The organism is Streptomyces sp. NRRL F-525 (genome assembly GCF_000716605.1).
GTDB lineage: Bacteria > Actinomycetota > Actinomycetes > Streptomycetales > Streptomycetaceae > Streptomyces.
In genome coordinates this window covers 86,921-103,957 of record NZ_JNXE01000037.1, presented here as the reverse complement: position 1 = coordinate 103,957, position 17,037 = coordinate 86,921, and the positions used below count along the sequence as shown (strand labels likewise).

The window sequence follows — 17,037 nt, the reverse complement described above, 5'->3', positions numbered from 1 at the left end:
ACCACGCCCCCCACTCCGTACTCGGCGCCCACCCGGTCCCCGGCGGCATAGCCTTCCGCGCGTTCCGGCCGTTCGCCCTCGGAGTCACAGTCGTAGCAGGCCAGTTGAAGGCCGAGCTGCACAACGACGGGGACGGATTCTTCTCCGGGCTGCTGCCGCTGCAAGGCGTGCCGGAGTACAAACTGCTCGTGGCCTACGACGGCGCCGTGCAAGAGGTCGAGGACGCCTACCGGTTCCTCCCCGCGCTCGGCGATCTGGATCTCCACCTGATCGGTGAGGGCCGGCACGAGGAGTTGTGGCAGGCGCTCGGGGCACGGACGATGACGCATCAGGGGGTCACCGGCACCCGCTTCACCGTGTGGGCACCGGACGCCCAGGGCGTGCGCCTCGCCGGCACCTTCAACTTCTGGGACGGAACGGGCGCCCCACTGCGCTCACTCGGCGGCACCGGTGTCTGGGAACTGTTCATGCCGGGCGTCGGCGAGGGCGAGCTGTACAAGTTCGAGATCACCCGGCCCGACGGTTCGAAGACGATGCGCGCCGACCCCATGGCCCGCCGCACCGAGGTCCCGCCCGCCACCTCCTCGATCGTCCACGCCTCGCACTACGAGTGGAACGACGCGGAGTGGCTCGCCCAGCGCGCCGAACTCCCCGCCCACAAAGCCCCCCTCTCCATCTACGAACTCCATCTCGCCTCCTGGCGCCCGGGCCTGACATACCGTCAACTCGCCGAGCAACTCCCCGCCTACGTCAAGGACTTGGGCTTCACCCACGTCGAGATGATGCCGGTGGCCGAGCACCCGTACGGCGGCTCCTGGGGTTACCAGGTCACCGGCTTCTACGCCCCCACCGCCCGCCTCGGCACCCCCGACGACTTCAAGTTCCTCGTCGACGCCCTGCACCAGGCCGGTATCGGCGTCCTGATGGACTGGGTCCCGGCCCACTTCCCGCGCGACGACTGGGCGTTGGCCGAGTTCGACGGCCGCCCCCTGTACGAGCACGAGGACCCGCTCCGGGCCGCGCACCCCGACTGGGGCACCCTGGAGTTCGACTTCGGCCGCCGCGAGGTGCGCAACTTCCTTGTGGCGAACGCCGTCTACTGGTGCGAGGAGTTCCACATCGACGGCCTGCGCGTGGACGCGGTCGCCTCGATGCTCTACCTCGACTACTCACGCGAACCGGGCCAGTGGACCCCGAACGAGCACGGCGGCCGCGAGAACCTCGACGCCGTCGCCTTCCTCCAGGAGATGAACGCGACGGTGTACCGCAGGGTGCCCGGTGTCGTGACGATCGCCGAGGAGTCCACCGCCTGGGACGGCGTTACCCGCGCCACGCACCACATCGGCCCCGGCGGATTCGGCGGCCTGGGCTTCGGGTTGAAGTGGAACATGGGCTGGATGCACGACTCGCTCGACTACATGTCGCACGAACCCGTCCACCGCAAGCACCACCACGGCGAGATGACGTTCTCGATGGTCTACGCCTACAGCGAGAACTACGTCCTCCCCATCTCCCACGACGAAGTGGTCCACGGCAAGCGCTCGTTGGTCTCCAAGATGCCCGGCGACTGGTGGCAACAACGCGCCAACCTCCGCGCCTACCTCGCCTTCATGTGGGCCCACCCCGGCAAGCAACTCCTCTTCATGGGCCAGGAGTTCGCCCAGGGCGCCGAGTGGTCGGAGACGAACGGCCCCGACTGGTGGCTCCTGGACCCCTCCTACGGCGCCGAGGCCGACCACCGAGGCGTACGCGACCTCGTCCGCGACCTCAACACGGTCTACCGCCACACCCCCGCCCTCTGGCAACTCGACACCGACCCGTCCGGCTTCCAGTGGATCACCGGAGACGCCGCCGAGGACAACGTCTTCGCCTTCCTCCGCTACGACACCGACGGCTCCCCCCTCCTCGCCGTCAGCAACCTCTCCCCCGTAGTCCGCCACGACTACCGCCTCGGCACCCCCGAAGACATCCCCGCCTGGCACGAAACCCTCAACACCGACACGGCCCGCTACGGCGGCAGCGACATCACCAACCCCGACCCCATCAAGCCAGAACCCCAACCGTGGCACGGCCGCCCGACGAGCATCCGAGTGACGTTGCCTCCCTTGGCGACGGTGTGGCTGAGGCCGGCATAACACCCACAACTCCACTTCCCGGCCGGCAACTTCACAGCGCTGGCCGGGACCTTTCAACCCAGGCCGGCAATATCCAGCCCGTCCGGCGTTTGAGGACGAGGCCCCTTCAGGGCCGATGGGGGTCTGGGGGCGCAGCCCCCAGGGACGCCCACCTTCACTACGCCCCCGCTTCCGCCAAGCTCAGCGGCAGCGCCCCCGTATGCAACACCCCCAACCGCTGCGTAGCCCGAGTCAACGCCACATACAGATCACTCGTCCCGTACCGCCCCGGCTCGACAACCAACACCGAGTCGAACTCCAGCCCCTTCGCCTGCCGAGGATCAAGCAGAACGACGCTCCGCGTCAGATCCGGCTCGGCCCCGGCCGTCACCCCGTCCAGCCGCGCCGCAAGCCGCCGATGCAGATCCCGAGGCGCGATCACCGCCAACCGCCCTTCCGCAGGGGCAAGTTCACCCACGGCCTTGGCAACAGCCCCCGGCAGATCGTCAGTCGCCCGCACCCAGGGCCGTACCCCAGTGGCCCGCACAGAACTCGGCGGCTCGAAGTCAGGATTCTCCGCGCGGACGACCGCCGCAGCGAGGTCCATGATCTCGGCGGGGGTGCGGTAGTTGACGCCGAGGCGGGTGTGGTCGTAGCGGTCCTCGACGTACGGGGCGAGGATCTCCGACCAGGAGCCGACGCCCGCCGCCTCCGCGGTCTGGGCCGGGTCACCGACCAGCGTCATCGACCGCGTGGGACTCCGCCGCATCAGCAACCGCCAGGCCATCGGGGAGAGTTCCTGCGCCTCGTCGACGATGATGTGCCCGAACGCCCAGGTCCGGTCGGCCGCCGCGCGCTCGGCGGCGCTGCGGTGGTCCTCCTCCTCGTGCCGCTCCGCGAAGCGCTCCGCGTCGATGATGTCGTGCGCCGACAGCACCTCGGACCCCTCCGGATCGCCCTCCTCCTTGTCCTCGAACTCGAACGTCCGGGAAGCGAAGGACACGTCCAACACCCCCTGCGCGAACGACACTTGCTCCTCCCTCTCCCGCTGAGCGCGGGCCAGCCGCACCCGGTCGTCCCGCCCGAGGAGCTCCGCCGCCTCGTCCAGCAGCGGTACGTCCGCCACGGTCCACTCCCGCGTCACCGGCCGCCGGATGGCATCCGCGTCGTCGTCGGAGACGTAGCCCACGGGGTCGGCGAGGAAGTCCGCGACGAGGTACTGCGGGGTCAGCCGCGGCCACAACTGGTCGATGGCGGCCCAGACTTCGGGGTTCTCGGCGAGTTCGTCGCGGATCTGGGTGATGTCGCTGGGGTCGAGGAGGTTGCTGCCGTCGAAGGGGTCGGTGCCGATGCGTTCGGCGAACAGTTCGGTGAGCGTGTTGAGGATGTGGCCCTCGAAGTGCTCCCGGGCCGCGTTGTGCGGGAGCCCGGCCTCGCGCGCGCGGTCGCGAGCGACCCGTACGAGACCGTCGTCGAGCATCAGGATCTCGCGGTCGTGCTCGATCGCGATCACCGGGTCGGGCAGCGACTGCCAGTCGCGTACGACGGCGGCGAGGACGTCGGCCATGTCGGCGCGGCCCTTCACCGCGGCCGCCGCCCTGCTGTCGGTCGCCGTCGCCTTCACGCCGGGGAACAGCTCGCCGACGGTCGCCAGCAGCACGCCGGTCTCGCCCAGCGACGGCAGCACCTCGCCGATGTAGCCGAGGAACGCGGGGTTCGGACCGACGATCAGGACGGCCCGCTTGGCGAGCAACTCCCGGTATTCGTAGAGGAGATACGCGGCCCGGTGCAGCGCGACGGCGGTCTTGCCGGTGCCGGGGCCGCCCTCGACGACGAGCACCCCGCGGTAGGGCGCGCGGATGATCTCGTCCTGCTCGGCCTGGATGGTCTGCACGATGTCGCTCATCCGGCCGGTGCGCGCGGAGTTGAGCGCGGCGAGCAGGACGGCGTCGCCGCTCGGGTCCTCGTGGCCGGTGCGGGTGGCGTCGCCGAGGTCGAGGATCTCGTCGTGCAGGGCGGTGACGCGGCGCCCGTCGGTGGTGAGGTGCCGACGGCGGCGCAGGTCCATCGGGGTGTGGCCGGTGGCCAGGTAGAAGGGGCGGGCGACGTCGGCCCGCCAGTCGATCAGGATCGGCGTGAGGTCGGCGTCGTCGGAGCGGATGCCGATACGGCCGATGTGGTGGGTGACGCCGGAGGTCAGGTCGATCCGGCCGAAGCAGAGCGAGCCGTCCACGGCGTTCAGCGCGGCGAGCAGCCCCGAGCGCTCGGCGACCAGGATGTCCCGCTCCAGCCGGGCCTGCATGGGCGTGTTGCCCTGCCCGAGCGCGTCCGTGACGGAGTCCTCGGTGGCGCCGCGCAGCGCGTCCACGCGTGCGTACAGACCGTCGATGAATTCCTGCTCACCGTGAATTTCATCGCTGTTTGACAATTCCACTCCCGGACATATATACTGTGCTCACTAAGCCTCTTTGCGACTCAATTCCCGTGAAGTCGCGAACCATTGAATATACGCAAAAGAATCCCCCGAGCGCAATTGCTCGGGGGATTCTTTCGTTCAAGGGCTCTTCAGGGGGTTCGGATCACATCGGCCAGTTCCTCCAGCAACCGGCGCTTGGGCCGGGCCCCCACCATGGCCTTCACCGGCTCACCGCCCTGGAAGACCATGAACGTGGGCATCGAGAGCACCTTGTAGGCGTTCGTGGTCTCCGGATTCTGGTCCACGTTCAACTGCACCACCTTGAGCCGGTCGCCCTCCTCGGCGGCGAGGGCGCGCAGCACCGGCCCCATCTGACGGCACGGCGGACACCAGTCCGCCGTGAACTCCACCAGCACCGGCAACTCGGCCCCGATCACCTCAGCCGCGAAATCCTCGTCCGTAACGTCCGTAACGCCGCTCACAGTTCCCGCCCTCCCAGTTCGCACAACGGCACCGGTTCCTCGACCGTCGCCAGCCGCACCCCGATCTCCGCGCGCACCGCCTGCAACTCCCCGATCAGGGAGTCGAGTTCGGCGAGCTTCCGCCGGTAGACGGCGAGCGAGGCCGGACACGAGTCCCCCTCGGGATGCCCGGCCCGCAGACACTCCACGAAGGGCCGCGTCTCCTCCAGGTCGAACCCGAAGTCCTGCAGGGTCCTGATCTGCCGGAGCAGCTTCAGATCCCCCTCGTCGTACGTCCGATACCCGTTGCCGCCCCGCCGCGCGGGCAGCAGCCCCCGCGCCTCGTAGTACCGCAGGGCCCGCGTCGTGGTCCCGGCCCGCGCGGCCAGCTCGCCGATTCGCATGCCTACGACGGTAGTCCTTGACGTGGGCGTCAAGGCAACGACGTCGGCATCAAGGAAACGACGCCGGCATCAGGGGAACGCCGGATCGTCCGCGCTCTCACCCTCCCCCGCCCCACGCACCCCGAGCAGCCGACGCGTCAACTGGTCCCGGTCGGAGAGGAGTTCGTCGAGCGCCGCCCGGAGGTCGGCCGGTTCCGTGCGCGCCGACTCCCGCTCGGCCGCGATCAGCACGGACCGTCGTACCAGTTCCTTCGTGAAGGACGCCGTCGTGCCCTCCGTGCGGGTCACCACCTCGGCGGCCACCGCCTCGTCGAGGTCCAGGCCGGTGCCGTAGAGGTCGAGGAGGCGGGCGCGGCCCGGGGCGTCGGGGAGGGGGATCTCCACGGCGAGGTCGACGCGGCCGGGGCGTTGGACGAGGGCCGGTTCGAGAAGGTCGGCGCGGTTGGTGGTGAGGAGGAAGGCGACGTCGGCGTCGTCGCCGAGGCCGTCCATCTCGTTCAGGATCTGGAAGAGCAGGGGCTGTTCGCCGCTGCCGTGGTCGCGGGCCTCGGCGATGAGGTCGCAGTCCTCCAGGACGACCAGCGCCGGCTGGAGCATGCGGGCCAGGGCGCAGGCGGGGCCGATCGCCTCGATGCTCGTGCCGGACAGGACGACGACCGTGAACTGCGGGAGGTGGGACAGGAGATAGCGGATCGTGTGGGTCTTGCCGGTGCCGGGCGGGCCGTAGAGGAGGAGGCCGCGGCGCAAGTGCTGGCCCGCGGCGCGGAGTTGCTCGCGGCGGCGGGCCACGCCGACGACCTGGCGCTCGACGCGCTCCAGCAGGCCCTCGGGGAGCACGATGTCCTCGCGGGTGAGAGTCGGGCGGCGGTGGAAGCGGAACGGGCCCAGGCCGTGGCCGAATTCGGAGCCCTCGAAGGAGAGGACCTGGCCGCGGAAGATGTTGTGCTCGCGGACGAGGACGTCGATCTCGGCGAGCAGCCGGTCCGCGAACTCCTTGTCCTGCGCGAGGACTTCGATGTCCACCGTGTTCCGCCCGTACTCGTCCCCCGGCCCGCGCAGCAGCACCGCGAACCGGTCCTCGCCCTCCGCGCCGAGGTAGAACCCGCAGGAGACACAGGCGAGTTCGGCGTCGGGCGAGACGGGGAGGTGGGCGTAGTCGACGGCCCCGATGGTGAACCGGTCGTGGCGGTCGGCGGCTTCGAGGATGTCGCCGAGGGTGAGGTCGGTGCGGTTCGACGCGCCGCGCATGCCGACGAGTTCGTAGGAGCGGCCCTCCCCGGCGAACCAGTGCTCCAGCGCGAGATGCACGTTCGGGAGGTCGTACGGCGGATACGCGGCCTTGACGACGGGCCGGTCGCCGGGGGCGGTGCCGAGGTGGGCGCGGAGGCGTTCGGTGAGGTTGCGGGCGGGGTCGTAGTCCTTGGACTTGGGGCGGGCGACCGCGGCGAGGAACTGGTAGAAGAGTTCGCTGATCTGCTGCAACGAGAGGGGCGAGGCCTCGCGTTCGGCGCCGTACCGGCGCTCGTACTCGGCCTCGCTCATGAACTCCACTCCGCCCGGTTCGCCCATGTCTGCCTCCGTAAAGCCCAGGTTCCGATGTTTCGGACCAGGGTGTCAGACCATGACTCCGGCCGACGTCTCCACCTCCAGCAGGGACGCGCTCTCCCGCTCCTCGTCGAAGGCCTTCCGACCGCCGCGCAGCCCGAACAGCCGCTTGGCCAGGGCGATGTAGAGGACAGCGAGTATGTTCAGGACGAGGGTGGCGATCTTCAACCAGCTGATGTGTTCGGTGAGTTCGTAGATCTCCAGCGGCAGGAACGCGGCGGTGGCGACCACCGTCAGATACTCCGCCCAGCGCTTGGCGTACCAGAGCCCGCCCGCCTCGACGAGTTCGATCAGCGCGTACGCCAGCAGCAGTACGGCGACCAGGACCAGCGTGGAGTGCTTGTAGCCGAAGGTCTTCTGGATGCTGCCGACGATCGGCGAGTGGTCGAGGTCGTAGTGGAAGTGCTTGAAGACGGGCCGGAAGACGTTGAGATAGTCGTCGAAGAGCTTGCGCACCGCGTCCTGGCTGTTGCTGAACTTCCACACGGCGGCGGCGACCAGCACGATGAACACCCCGCGCACGGCCCGCTCGATGGCGAGGAACCGCAGGATGAACAGGTCCCGCAGCACCTTCCCGCGCGGCACCAGGGGCGCGTGCTCGGCGGGTCCGGAGCCGTGCGGTTCGCCGAGGACGAAGTCGCCGCAGCGCAGACAGCGCCAGGCCTCCCCGAACCCGGTCTCGGCGCGCAGCCGTTCCCGCAGTGCCGTCTCGTCGGGCGCGTACGTCGCGTGCCCGTGGCGTGCGCAGTGCCGCCGGTCCCAGTCGATCTTCATGCCCATGGCCCCCGTGACTCCTACCCGACGTGAACGTGCCGTGCCGCGCCGGAGGTTTCCGGCACGGCACGGCACGCTAGTACATCCCTACTACGTCCCTGTAAGGACCGGGCGGCTGAGCGACGGGGGGACACCCAGCCGCCCGGAGTCCGTGGGCGTCCGGACCGTGTTCAGGTCGGCCCGGGCGCCACGCTTGAGCAGGAGCGCTCAGGCCTTGGCGAGTTCCTTCTCGCCGCCCTGCTCGGGTACGGCGTCGAGGTGGTCGTCGCCGTCCTTCTCGTCGAGCAACGTCTTCTCGTCGAAGGGGAGTTCACCGGCGAGGACCCGGTTGACGCGCTCCTTGTCGACCTCGCCGGTCCAGGTGCCGATGAGCAGCGTGGCGACGGCGTTGCCGGCGAAGTTGGTGACCGCGCGGGCCTCGCTCATGAAGCGGTCGATGCCGATGATCAGGCCGACACCGTCGACCAGGGCGGGCTTGTGCGACTGCAGACCGCTCGCCAGTACGGCGATACCGGAGCCGGAGACACCGGCCGCACCCTTCGAAGCGACCATCATGAAGAGCAGCAGGCCGATCTGCTGGCCGATGCTCATCGGCTGGTCCATCGCGTCGGCGATGAACAGCGAGGCCATCGTCAGGTAGATCATCGTGCCGTCGAGGTTGAAGGAGTAGCCGGTCGGCACGGTGATGCCGACGACCGGGCGGCTGACACCCAGGTGCTCCATCTTCGCGATGAGCCGCGGCAGCGCGGACTCGGAGGACGAGGTGGAGACGATCAGCAGGAACTCACGGCCGAGGTACTTCAGCAGCTGGAAGAGGTTGACCTTGGCGACCAGCTTGGTCAGCGTGCCGAGCACGACGACGATGAAGAGCGCACAGGTGATGTAGAAGCCGACCATGATCGTGCCCAGTGCTTTGAGCGCGTCCATGCCGGTCTCGCCGATGACGGCGGCCATGGCGCCGAAGGCACCGACGGGCGCGGCCCACATGATCATGCCGAGGATGCGGAAGACCAGCTTCTGGATGTACTCGACACCGCGCAGCACCGGCTCGCCCGTGCGGCCCATGGCCTGCAGCGCGAAGCCCGCGAGGAGCGCGATCAGCAGCGTCTGGAGGACCTGGCCCTCGGTGAACGCCGACACGAAGGTGGTCGGGATGATCCCGAGCAGGAAGTCGACCGGGCCCTCGGCGGCGGCCTGGGCCTGCGTGTGTCCGACGCCCTTGACGGCCTCGGTCAGGTGCATGCCGCTGCCCGGGTGGATGATGTTGCCGACGACCAGGCCGATGGCCAGCGCCACGAACGACATCGCGATGAAGTAGCCGAGCGCGAGCCCGCCGACCTTGCCGACCTGGGCGGCCTTCCGTACGGAACCGACGCCGAGCACGATCGTGCAGAAGATGATCGGCGAGATCATCATCTTGATCAGCGCGACGAAGCCGGTACCGAGCGGCTTGAGCTCCTCGGCGAAGCCCGGCGCGGCGAACCCGACGGCGATGCCGAGGGCGACCGCGACGATCACCGCGATGTAGAGGTAGTGGGTGCGGTCCCGCTTCACGGGCGGTGCTGCGGGTGCGGCAGGTGCGGGTGCGGGGGTGCTGGCCACGGCTGCCCTCCTTGACGACGTCGTCGGCATCATCCGGCGTGCGGCTCACGACCGGCGGAACCCGGGTGGCGAGTGCGGCTCACGTCCGGGGATTCATGGGTCTTACGGGTTCTACGGGTCCTACGGCGGTCCGCACCGATCCGATGCCCTGCGCGGCCTGGCCCGGGAGGCGGCTGCTTCCGGGGTTGCGGTGACTATCTCCCGGCTTGTGAGGGCGGTCACCCTTACGTTCATTTAGTTCGCGCTTAACAGGAGAGGCACACTGACGACATGCGCATCCCCCGCGTCCCCCGTCCCCGCAGCCTCGCCGGCCAGCTCTTCGGTATGCAGGCCGTGCTGATAGCGGTCGTCGTCGCCGGGTACGCGCTGTTCACCTACGTCAGCGACCGCAGCCAGGCCGAGGACGCGGCGGGCCGGCAGGCCATGGCGGTGGCGCGGTCGGTCGCGGACTCGCCGTCGGTGGTGGCGGCGATCGGTACGTCGAACCCGACCGCGCACCTGGAGTCGTACTCCCTGAAGGTCCAGCGGGACACCCAGGTCGACTTCATCACGATCATGAATCCGCAGGGCATCCGCTGGACCCACCCGGACCGGAAGCAGATCGGGAAGAAGTTCCTGGGCCACATCGGGCCCGCGCTGAAGGGCGACTCCTTCACGGAGACCTACACCGGCACCCTCGGCGCGTCCGTCCGCGCGGTCACCCCCGTCACGAGCGGCGGCAAGGTCATCGGCCTGGTCAGTGCCGGTATCCGGGTGGAGGCGATCACGCAGCGGGTACAGGACCAGGTCACGGCGCTGATCGGGGTGGCGGCCGGTGCCCTGGCACTGGGTGCCGTAGGGACGTACGTCGTCAACGCCCGCCTGCGCCGCCACACCCACGGCATGAACGCGACCGAGCTGAGTCACATGCACGACTACCACCAGGCCGCGCTGCACGCGGTGCGCGAAGGGCTGCTGATGCTCGACGGTCAATACCGGGTGGCGCTGATGAACGACGGCGGGCGGGAACTGCTCGGGGTGACAGGGGATGTGGTGGGCCGGTCGGTGGCGAACCTGGGCCTGCCCGCTCCGCTGACGGGCGCGCTGCTGTCGTCGGAGGAGCGAGTGGACGAGGTCCATCTGACGGCGTCCCGCGTGCTGGTGGTGAACACCTCGCCGGTGTCGGGCGGTGAGCGCAGGGGGACGGTGGTGACCCTGCGAGATGTGACCGAACTCCAGTCCTTGATGGGCGAGTTGGACTCCGAACGCGGCTTCACGCAGGCGCTGCGGTCGCAGGCCCACGAGGCGGCGAACCGCCTGCACACGGTCGTCTCGCTGATCGAGCTGGGACGCGCGGAGGAGGCGGTGGACTTCGCGACCGCCGAGTTGGAGCTGGCCCAGACGCTGACCGATCAGGTGGTCTCGGCGGTGAACGAGCCTGTGCTGGCTGCCCTGTTGCTGGGCAAGACGGCCCAATCCAACGAGCGGGGCGTGGAGTTGGTGGTGTCCGAGGACAGCAGCATGGACGACGGCCTGCTGCCGGATTCGCTGTCCGCGCGGGACTTGGTGACGATCCTCGGAAACCTGATCGACAACGCGGTGGACGCGGCGCAGGGGAGCCTGCGGGCGCGGGTGACGGTGACGGCGTACACGGAGGCGGAGGCGGGGGCGGACGGCTCCGCGCTGGTGCTGCGGGTCGCGGACACGGGGGCGGGGGTGGATCCGGCGCACGCGGAGGCGGTCTTCCAGCGCGGCTTCTCGACGAAGCCGGCGGGGCCGGGGGGTCGCGGGCTGGGGTTGGCGTTGGTGCGGCAGGCGGTGAACCGGCATGAGGGGACGTTGACGGTGGCTGAGGCGGAGGGGGGCGGGGCGGTGTTCGAGGTGCGGTTGCCTTTGTGGGGGGCGGGGGGCGACGACGACGGGGTGGGGGCGTCGGCATCGGCGTCTACGTCGACTCAGGGTTCGGTTTCGTCCCAGGGTTCTGTTTCCAAAGGTGGTACCTCGTGACTACGGCCGAACCGATCCGCGTCCTCATCGTCGAGGACGATCCCGTCGCCGCCGACGCACACGTCATGTACGTGGGCCGGGTGCCGGGGTTCGTCGCGGTGGGCAAGGCGCACACGGGGGCGGAGGCGCGGCGGGCGCTGGAGCGGACGCAGGTGGACCTGTTGCTGCTGGACCTGCACCTTCCGGACGCGCACGGGCTGCAACTCGCGCGGTCCTTGCGGGCGGCCGGCTACCACGCCGACGTCATCGCGGTGACGTCAGCGCGGGATCTGGCCGTGGTGCGGGAGGGGGTGTCGCTGGGAGTCGTGCAGTACGTGCTGAAGCCGTTCACGTTCGCCACGCTCCGGGACCGGTTGGTGCGGTACGCCGAGTTCCACGCGGCGGCGGGTGAGGCGAGCGGCCAGGACGAGGTCGACCGGGCGTTGGCTGCCTTGCGGGCGCCGTCGCCCGCGGCGTTGCCCAAAGGGTTGAGTGCGCCGACGCTGGAGAAGGTGACGGTCGCTCTGCGGGACTGCGGGGAGGGGCTTACGGCGGCGGGGGTTGCGGAGGCGGTGGGGATTTCTCGGATCACTGCTCGGCGGTATCTGGAGCATCTGGTGGAGGCGGGGCGGGCGGCGCGGAGTCCGCAGTACGGGACTGTGGGGCGGCCGGAGTTGCAGTATCGGTGGGTCAAGGGGTAGGCGGGCGGGGCGAGTTGAAGGGCCGCGCGTAACTGAGGACCTGGTGGCCGAGGCCGACGACGATGAGCGCCTCGGCCACGGACAGGACGAACAGGCCGGAGGACGTCCGCCCCGCGAACCAGTAGACGAGGAGACCGGCGAGCGGGACGACGCAGAACGCCAGCAGGTCGATCACGCACTGGATGACCTTGCGGGAACGGCGGCGGCTGTCGGAACGGTGGGCGGTCTCCCAGTCGAAGACCCCCTGGGCGTCGGTGAGTTCGGCGAGCCGGGGTCCCAGGTCGTCCCGTACGTACGTCCCGATCGCGGAGATCTTCTCGTCGTTCACGAGGTAGGTCCAGCCGAGCACGACACACACCGGCGGCAGCGCGAGCAGCATCTCGGGCTGCTTGGCCTGGGCCGCGGCGGCGATGACGGCGGCGACGACGGTGAGGGTGACGTAGAGGAGGTTGTCGCGGAATCCGATACGGGTCTTCTGCTCGTCCTTGACGGTCTGGTACTCGGCGAGGAGCAACTGGCCCACGGTGACGTCACGTTCCGGCATTGCCCTCGCCTCTCCCCCGGGTGGTGCCAACACAGCGTCTGCGCAGGCGACTTGGAAGTACCTTAAGGGAGTGTCTGAGATGCCTGAGTTGCAACCCACTGTCGCGGTGCTGACCGCGCTGCCGCTGGAGTACAAGGCCGTGCGGGGTCACCTTACGGACCTTCGCAAGCGCGAGCATCGCCGTGGCACCAGGGCCGAGGTGGGACGGTTGCCGGGTACGGGCTGGTCCGTCGCGCTGGTGGAGCTGGGTGAGGGAAACCTGACGGCCGCGGCACTCACCGAGCGGGTGATGGAGTGGCTGGAGCCCGAGGCGATGTTCTTCGTCGGAGTCGCCGGAGGGCTGAAGAGCGACATCGCGCTGGGGGATGTCGTGGTGGCGACCAAGGTGTACGCGGTGCACGGCGGCAAGGAGACTGCGGAGGGTTTCCATGTACGACCGGAAGCGTGGCGTGCTTCTCACCGGTTGGCCGCGGCGGCGCGGGACGCGCTGCGGGATGATCCTCGGGCGCATCTGAAGCCGATCGCGGCGGGGGATGTGGTGCTGGCGGCGGCGAAGTCCGCGCTGGCAGAACATCTGCGGAAGAACTACAACGACGCGGCCGCCATCGAGATGGAGGGGTCGGGGTTCGTGAGCGCCGTCGATCTCGCCGGTGGGGACGCGCTCGTGATTCGCGGGATCAGCGATCGAGCCGACGACGACAAGTCCCGTGTGGACGGGGCAGGTTGGCAGCCCAGGGCTGCGGCGAGTGCGGCTGCGGCGGTGGTGGCGGTGTTGCGGGAGCTACGGCCGTTCAGAGGGCGTGCGTCATCGGATGCACGCAGCGCCGAGGACCCTGAGGAGGGGCCCCATTCCGGGCCCGCGTACGGAGGGGACCACCTCGACTTTCGGGGTAGCACCTTCAACGGGCCGTTCGTCGCCAAGCAAGTGGGACGGCGGGACGGGGAAGGGTAGTTCAGGGCGCGGTTCTGTGCATGGGCCGGTGCCGGTTGCCACGGCCGCATTGCCTGCGGTGCCTGCGGGGTTCACCGGCCGGGACGAGGACTTGGCTCGGCTGTATCCCGTACTGGACCCGGCCGCGGAGTCCGAACTGCCGGTGGTGATCTGCGCGGTGTCCGGTCTTGGCGGGATCGGGAAGACGTCGTTGGCGTTGTGTGCGGCCCATCAGGCGGTCAGGGACGGGTGGTTTCCGGGCGGGACGTTGTTCGTCGACTTTCGGGGGTACGACGAGGATCCCGTTACGGCGGATCAGGCGGTGGTCGCGCTGTTGGACGGGATGGGGGTGCGGGGGGCGGATCTTCCGCAGACGGTGGCGGGGCAGTACGGGTTGTATCGGCGGCTGTTGGCCGGGGAGCAGCGGCCCATGTTGTTGCTGCTCGACAACGCCTCGGATCCCGGGCAGGTGATGCCGCTCGTGCCAGGGACGGATCATCATCGGGTGCTGGTCACCTCCCGGGACCGGCTCACCGAACTGGACGCTCAGCTGATCGACCTCGATGTGCTCAACGCGGAGGATGCCGCAGACCTCATCGACAGGTCCTTGCGGCTCAGCGACCGCGCCGACGATCGGGCGACGCGCGAACCGGAGGCGGTCTCGGAGCTCGCCACGCTCTGCGGCCGCCACCCGCTCGCTCTGAGGATCACCGCCGGCATGCTGCGTAAGCGCCGCCACCGTTCCGTCGTCTCCCTCGTGAACGAGTTGCGGGGTGCCGAGGACGTGACGGCGGCTGTGGGAATCCGTCCGGTCTTCGAAGCGGCGTACCGGCAACTGCCGTCTGAGCAAGCCAAATTGCTGCGTCTGCTCGCCTTGGCTCCGGCAACCGAAGTCGGCAGCGAAACGGCCGCTGCAATGGCGGACCTCGGCGTCGATCGGACGTTCCCCTTGCTCGAAGAGCTCGCGGCAGCCCACCTTGTGACGCCTGTTCCAGGAGGAGCGGACGTGCGGTGGCGGTTGCATGACCTGGTACGGGCGTTCGGGGTGGGTGTTGTCAAGGGGGATGCGGGGTTGTGGGAGGAGGGGGAGGCCGCGCGGGAGCGGGTGCTGGAGTTCTACCTCTGGTGGGCGGACGCGGCGGACGACCGCTTGCGGTGGCTGCCGGGGATGCCTGTGCCGGAACGCTTTGCGGATCGGGTGGGGGCGTTGGCGTGGTTTGACGGCGAGCGGGCAGGGCTGGTGGCGGCGGTGCAGTGGGCGCGGGAGGAGCGGTACGCGGACACGGCGGTGCGGCTGTCGCAGCGCCTGTCAGACTATCTGGACTGGCGGCGTTCTTTCGACGACAAGATCACGGTGTGCGGTGTCGCCCGGGAGGCCGCCCACCTCGCCGGTAACCAGGTGGGGGAGGCCACCGCGTGGAACAACCTCGGCAACGCGCTGAGGGAGACGGGCCAAGCGGAGGAGGCCATCGACGCCCACACCCGCGCCCGCGACCTGTTCCAGGCCATCGGGGACCGCCACCGCGAGGCCAGCACGTGGGACAACCTCGGCAACGCCCTGCAGGAGGCAGGCCAAGCGGAGGAGGCCGTCGACGCCCACACCCGCGCCCGCGACCTGTTCCAGGCCATCGGGGACCGCCTCCGTGAGGCCATCGCGTGGGGCAATCTCGGCATCGCCCTGCGGCAGGCGGGCCGGGCGGGGGAAGCCATCGACGCCCACACCCGCGCCCGCGATCTGTACCAGGCTGTCGGAGACCGCTACGGCGAAGCCATGGCGTGGAACAACCTCGGCGCTACCCTGCTGCGTGCCACGGGCCGTGTGGAAAAGGCAATTGAGGCGTACGAGAAGGCCCTGGAGGGCTACCGGGAGTTCGACGACTGGTACCGGGCAGGCCAGACCCTCTCCAACCTGGCCCGCGCCCACCAGCAAGCCGCCCGCCCCGCCGAAGCCCGCACCCACTACCTCCAGGCCGCCGACGCCTACACCCGAGCCAACGCCCCCGCCGAAGCCGCCGAAGCCCAATCCGACGCAGACGCATTGACCTGACTAGACCACTCCACTTACCTTCACCGGGCAGCCATCCGCCCAGGCCACAACGTAGTGAGCCCGTAGGAGGTCATGCCCGTGCGCCCCACCGCCGCCCGCCCCCACCGAACTGCCGTACTCACGCCGCTAGTTGCTCTCGCCCTCGCCGCGACCGCCCTCACCGCCTGCAGCAGCGGCTCCGGCAGCAGCCCCGACACAGTCAAGATCTCCTTCAAACAGTCGACGGACAACTCCATCAAGGTGATGGACACCTACCTCGCCGACATGAAGAAGCAGTTCGAGAAGCAGTACCCCGGCAAGAAGGTCGAGCTCGTCCCGATCAAGGCCCCGGACTCGGAGTACTACACCAAGCTCCAGCAGATGCTCCGCTCGCCGAAGACCGCCCCGGACCTGGTCTACGAGGACACGTTCCTCATCAACAGCGACATCACCTCCGGCTACCTCAAGCCCCTCGACTCGTACCTCAACAAGTGGCCGGACTGGAACCAGTTCATCGACACGGCGAAGTCCGCCGCCAAGGCCGAGGACGGCAAGACGTACGGCGTGCCGGACGGGACGGACACCCGAGGCCTCTGGTTCGACAAGGGGATCTTCAAGAAGGCGGGTCTGCCCGCGAATTGGCAGCCGAAGACGTGGGACGACGTCCTCGCCGCGGCCCGCACGATCAAGCAGAAGGTCCCTAACGTCACCCCGCTCAACGTCTACACGGGGAAACCTGCCGGCGAGGCCGCGACCATGCAGGGCTTCGAGATGCTGCTCTACGGCACCAACGACGGCTCCACGGACCCCCTTTACGACAAGTCGTCGAAGAAGTGGATCGCCGGCGGCCAGGGTTTCAAGGACGCGCTCTCCTTCGTGCACACGGTGTACAAGGAGAAGCTCGGCCCGGACGTGTCCGACGCCCTCGACCCCAACATCCAGACCTACGTGGCCGGTGAACTGCTCCCCAAGGGCAAACTCGGCATCGCGCTGGACGGATCGTGGCTGCCCCAGGCCTGGTTGAAGGGCAGCGGGCACGAATGGCCGGACTGGTCAAAGGAGTTGGGTCTCGCGTACATGCCGACGCAGAACGGCCAGGCGCCCGGCAAGGTGAGCATGTCCGGCGGCTGGACCTGGGCGATCCCCTCCAAGGCCGGCAACCCGGACCTCGCCTTCGACTTCATCAAGACGATGCAGACGAAGGCGAACGCGGAGAAGTGGTACATCGCCAACTCCGGTATCTCCGTGCGGAAGGACGTCGCCGCCGACCCCGCCTACGCGACCGCCCAGCCCGGCATCAAGTTCTTCACGGACCTGGTCGCGAGCACGCACTACCGTCCCGCCTACCCGGCGTACCCGAAGGTCTCCACCGCCATCCAGGAGGCGATGGAGGGCGTGACGACGGGTGACATGTCGGTGGACAAGGCGGCGAGTTCGTACGACGACGAGCTCAAGTCGGCCACGGACAACCAGGTCACCGAGAAATGAACGGCG

13 protein-coding genes are annotated in these 17,037 nt (G+C 69.2%); 6 read left to right on the top strand and 7 right to left on the bottom strand.

What is annotated here, in order from left to right:
- Positions 1-2,135: 1,4-alpha-glucan branching enzyme (gene glgB, locus OO69_RS37895; protein ID WP_033285468.1), on the top strand; the 2,135-nt coding region annotated here is incomplete at its 5' end.
- 157 nt (positions 2,136-2,292) lie between these two features.
- Here glgB and OO69_RS37890 read toward each other — a convergent pair.
- The 6 genes from OO69_RS37890 to OO69_RS37865 all read right to left on the bottom strand — a co-directional run bounded on the left by OO69_RS37890 (position 2,293) and on the right by OO69_RS37865 (position 9,409).
- Positions 2,293-4,524 carry a HelD family protein gene (locus OO69_RS37890; protein WP_106971179.1) on the bottom strand — a complete coding sequence of 744 codons (2,232 nt, stop codon included), beginning with the start codon at positions 4,522-4,524 and terminating at the stop codon, positions 2,293-2,295.
- 155 nt (positions 4,525-4,679) lie between these two features.
- On the bottom strand, positions 4,680-5,012 hold the full coding sequence (locus OO69_RS37885; RefSeq protein WP_033285466.1) for a thioredoxin family protein: 333 nt from the start codon (positions 5,010-5,012) through the stop codon (positions 4,680-4,682).
- Positions 5,009-5,395, bottom strand: coding sequence for a MerR family transcriptional regulator (locus OO69_RS37880; RefSeq protein WP_033285465.1), 387 nt, complete (start codon positions 5,393-5,395; stop codon positions 5,009-5,011). Before OO69_RS37880 ends, OO69_RS37885 begins: the two co-directional genes overlap by 4 nt.
- Positions 5,396-5,464: 69 nt before the next feature.
- Positions 5,465-6,964 carry an AAA family ATPase gene (locus tag OO69_RS37875; RefSeq protein ID WP_033285464.1) on the bottom strand — a complete coding sequence of 500 codons (1,500 nt, stop codon included), beginning with the start codon at positions 6,962-6,964 and terminating at the stop codon, positions 5,465-5,467.
- 45 nt (positions 6,965-7,009) lie between these two features.
- A complete protein-coding gene (locus OO69_RS37870) occupies positions 7,010-7,774 on the bottom strand; it encodes a DUF2127 domain-containing protein (protein ID WP_033285474.1) in 765 nt (254 codons plus the stop codon).
- Between the two features lie 207 nt (positions 7,775-7,981).
- Positions 7,982-9,409, bottom strand: a complete 1,428-nt coding sequence (locus OO69_RS37865) for a cation:dicarboxylate symporter family transporter (RefSeq protein WP_051801507.1) — start codon at positions 9,407-9,409, stop codon at positions 7,982-7,984.
- Between the two features lie 237 nt (positions 9,410-9,646).
- Between OO69_RS37865 and OO69_RS37855 the strand changes: the two genes are divergently transcribed.
- Together OO69_RS37855 and OO69_RS37850 are read left to right on the top strand one after the other, a co-directional pair.
- Entirely contained in the window at positions 9,647-11,362 is a 1,716-nt protein-coding gene (locus OO69_RS37855) for a sensor histidine kinase (RefSeq protein WP_033285461.1), read from the top strand.
- Positions 11,359-12,042 carry a response regulator gene (locus OO69_RS37850; protein ID WP_019073117.1) on the top strand — a complete coding sequence of 228 codons (684 nt, stop codon included), beginning with the start codon at positions 11,359-11,361 and terminating at the stop codon, positions 12,040-12,042. The genes OO69_RS37855 and OO69_RS37850 overlap by 4 nt, the downstream gene beginning before the upstream one ends.
- Here the strand turns inward: OO69_RS37850 and OO69_RS37845 are convergent.
- Complete coding sequence (locus tag OO69_RS37845; RefSeq protein ID WP_033285460.1) at positions 12,032-12,586, bottom strand: hypothetical protein; 555 nt, start codon at positions 12,584-12,586, stop codon at positions 12,032-12,034. The two genes, OO69_RS37850 and OO69_RS37845, sit on opposite strands and share 11 nt — an antisense overlap.
- 79 nt (positions 12,587-12,665) lie before the next feature.
- Between OO69_RS37845 and OO69_RS37840 the strand changes: the two genes are divergently transcribed.
- The 3 genes from OO69_RS37840 to OO69_RS37830 all read left to right on the top strand — a co-directional run bounded on the left by OO69_RS37840 (position 12,666) and on the right by OO69_RS37830 (position 17,031).
- The gene (locus tag OO69_RS37840; protein ID WP_033285459.1) at positions 12,666-13,538 is read left to right on the top strand and encodes a 5'-methylthioadenosine/S-adenosylhomocysteine nucleosidase; all 873 of its coding nucleotides are present in this window, start codon (positions 12,666-12,668) and stop codon (positions 13,536-13,538) included.
- A gap of 28 nt (positions 13,539-13,566) precedes the next feature.
- A complete protein-coding gene (locus OO69_RS37835) occupies positions 13,567-15,564 on the top strand; it encodes a tetratricopeptide repeat protein (RefSeq protein ID WP_234444635.1) in 1,998 nt (665 codons plus the stop codon).
- A gap of 72 nt (positions 15,565-15,636) precedes the next feature.
- Positions 15,637-17,031 (top strand): extracellular solute-binding protein, encoded by a 1,395-nt coding sequence (locus OO69_RS37830; RefSeq protein ID WP_033285458.1) that lies wholly within the window; start codon positions 15,637-15,639, stop codon positions 17,029-17,031.
- Positions 17,032-17,037 lie beyond the last annotated feature (6 nt).

What these genes read in the sequence shown, in the direction of transcription:
- OO69_RS37875 (WP_033285464.1), bottom strand. Translation starts at nt 6,964, where the DNA reads ATGGGCGAACCGGGCGGAGTGGAGTTCATGAGCGAGGCCGAGTACGAG.
- OO69_RS37870 (WP_033285474.1), bottom strand. Translation starts at nt 7,774, where the DNA reads ATGAAGATCGACTGGGACCGGCGGCACTGCGCACGCCACGGGCACGCG.
- OO69_RS37845 (WP_033285460.1), bottom strand. Translation starts at nt 12,586, where the DNA reads ATGCCGGAACGTGACGTCACCGTGGGCCAGTTGCTCCTCGCCGAGTAC.
- OO69_RS37855 (WP_033285461.1), top strand. Translation starts at nt 9,647, where the DNA reads ATGCGCATCCCCCGCGTCCCCCGTCCCCGCAGCCTCGCCGGCCAGCTC.
- OO69_RS37865 (WP_051801507.1), bottom strand. Translation starts at nt 9,409, where the DNA reads ATGATGCCGACGACGTCGTCAAGGAGGGCAGCCGTGGCCAGCACCCCC.
- OO69_RS37880 (WP_033285465.1), bottom strand. Translation starts at nt 5,395, where the DNA reads ATGCGAATCGGCGAGCTGGCCGCGCGGGCCGGGACCACGACGCGGGCC.
- OO69_RS37830 (WP_033285458.1), top strand. Translation starts at nt 15,637, where the DNA reads ATGCCCGTGCGCCCCACCGCCGCCCGCCCCCACCGAACTGCCGTACTC.
- OO69_RS37840 (WP_033285459.1), top strand. Translation starts at nt 12,666, where the DNA reads ATGCCTGAGTTGCAACCCACTGTCGCGGTGCTGACCGCGCTGCCGCTG.